This is a genomic window from Microcystis sp. M53603_WE2, from assembly GCF_030065435.1.
On sequence record NZ_JASJFF010000236.1, the window covers coordinates 1 to 2,263 of the forward strand.

The window sequence follows — 2,263 nt, forward strand, 5'->3', positions numbered from 1 at the left end:
ACGCGATCGCCTTGGACGACTAACCCGGTTTCGCGCTCGGTGAGGGGATGATAATTACTCCCCCAATCGCGAGTATAACGACTGCAGCCGGCTGTCAGGAAAGCACTATTTAACTGGGTTAGGGGAAAACGTTGTCCGGTGACAGTAATGAGAGTTTCCTCTAAACTGAGGCGATCGATCCTGATTTTACCACGATTATCCCATGCGATCGCTCCTCGGTTTAAAATTGGTCCAGATAACCATTTGCCATCCACACGAATTGCTCCCAAAGGTAACTGATTATTACGATTAAAAAAGCCGCCATTAATCATCGCTACTGCGTTACTTTCGCTATTAATCGTGATCAGGGGATTAGTGCCGCGCATTGAGGTGGAATTAGCGGTAATCGGTTTAATAGTTATCTGAGGATTTCTGGGATCGATTTCTAACCAAGTCACGGGAAACCAATCTTGATCTAACTGGATATATTTTTGATTCCAGATTAACCCTGGTTGCCAAACAATGCGCTTTTCATCCATAGCATCGGGACGAGAATCAATGATAATTCGGGGAGGATTATCCACACTGCTGATCTGTAATCCGTAGGCAGTGGGAAGGTTAACTTTTAAACGACTGATCACCCCATTATTTTCTAAGGAAGTGATCTGAGTGGCTAAGTTATTATTAGAGTTGCCTAGATCATCTTCATCGTTATTTTGATTACTGTTACTAACAGTTTTGGGTTGAAACCTAGAGATAAGCGATTGCTGGGCATTTCCTTCTAGGGTAATCACTGCTTGATTTTTTGCCTGACTAACTTGCCAAAAGGTCGGGCGATCGAGTTGAATAATAATCCTCTGTACTGCCCCATAATTTTCTAGCTGAATATCTTCAATCTGAGGAGCAGGAAAGTTAATATTTAAACTATCGCCATTAATAGTGGTTGTTGCCCCCATTTTTAGTAAAATATCCGTAACGTCTAACCAGCGATCGGGATTGATCAAATTAGCCGATAAAGTTTGTAAATTAAACCAGCTTATCGGTTGCTTTTTCGGATCATTTGTGCTAAGAAAATCCATGCCGAATAATTGTCTTGCTCCCGTGTCACTCATGGCAATTCTGGTACTATTTGCTGCTGTCCACTGTCGCCAAGAAACGGGCAAAGAACGACCATTAAGAATAATTGTTCGTCCCTGTTGCTGGTTTGATAAATCCCTAGCAGCTAAAGTTATTGGTGATCTATGATCGGCTAAAGATATAGCTGGACTGGCGATAATTATCAAGGAAGTTACCGTTAAACAGATAGATGATAAATTCAGATAATTTAACTGCATAATTATGGCTCTTCGTTACTTGTTATGGTTCGATAGGGGGGCATAAATCGACTAAATCCTTATCTGGCAAGAGACTTAATTGATTAGTTCGCTCTAGATAAAAAACAATTGACAAAAATCGCTAAATGCCTTTCTCTATAAGAGTTCCATCCCTTATAACCCCCGTCAATTGCATAACACAAACCGAAGAGCCATGAATGAGAATCAGAAAAACTCCCTCGGAATGCCGACAAGTTATATGTTAATGCCATCGGCAAATTCAATTTATTATCCCAATTTCCAAGCGGATTCTCGTCAACGGGGTGAATTTGCTACCCATCATTTTTGGGCAACTCGTTACAAAGCGAACGAACTTTATGCAGCGGGAGATTATCCCAATCAAGGCAAAAAAGGCCGAGGTTTACCGCAATATATTGCTGATAATGAATCTCTCGACAATGAGGATTTAGTCGTCTGGTACACCTACGGTGTTACCCATATTCCTCGTCCCGAAGAATGGCCAATTATGACCGTACATCCAGCTGGTTTTAAGATTATGTCTTGGGGTTTCTTTGACCAAAATCCTGTTTTGAATGTCCCGAAAAATAACCTAGAGAATTCTTAAATAATCTGGGGAAGATGCGTCCAGTGACGCATCCTCTTTAAGCGAATTTTTCTGCTATTTCACCGAGGTTTTTTGCCTGTTTTTTTAACTGACTTTACACTCAACTCCAAAACCGACCAAGAGAACTTTTTCTAAGGGTTCCCCCTCCTGGGGACGTTGATAGTTAACAATTTTGCGAATTCGCAGGTCTGGATTGATTAAAGTAATTGAATCCACGGAAACACTGCGAGTATAATTGGTGGTCATTAATAACTCTCTGGTGGTGGAATCAAAGCGAAAAGCGGAGATAATTGGTCTTGCTTCTTCGTAGGCGCGATCGCGAAGATAATCCCCTTCTAAATAACCG

General features: G+C 41.4%; 3 protein-coding genes. 1 reads left to right on the plus strand and 2 read right to left on the minus strand.

Going from position 1 to position 2,263, the window contains the following annotated elements:
* The coding region (locus tag PX481_RS05085) for a hypothetical protein (RefSeq protein ID WP_288093869.1) at positions 1-1,313 on the minus strand (1,313 nt) is incomplete at its 3' end.
* A gap of 193 nt (positions 1,314-1,506) precedes the next feature.
* On the opposite strand from PX481_RS05085, the gene PX481_RS05090 reads away from it, so the two are divergent.
* A complete protein-coding gene (locus PX481_RS05090; protein ID WP_288093871.1) occupies positions 1,507-1,917 on the plus strand; it encodes a copper amine oxidase in 411 nt (136 codons plus the stop codon).
* Between the two features lie 84 nt (positions 1,918-2,001).
* On the opposite strand, the gene PX481_RS05095 is transcribed toward PX481_RS05090, so the two are convergent.
* Positions 2,002-2,263, minus strand: a 262-nt coding sequence (locus tag PX481_RS05095) for a phycobiliprotein lyase (protein WP_288093873.1), incomplete at its 5' end; no start/stop codon positions are given.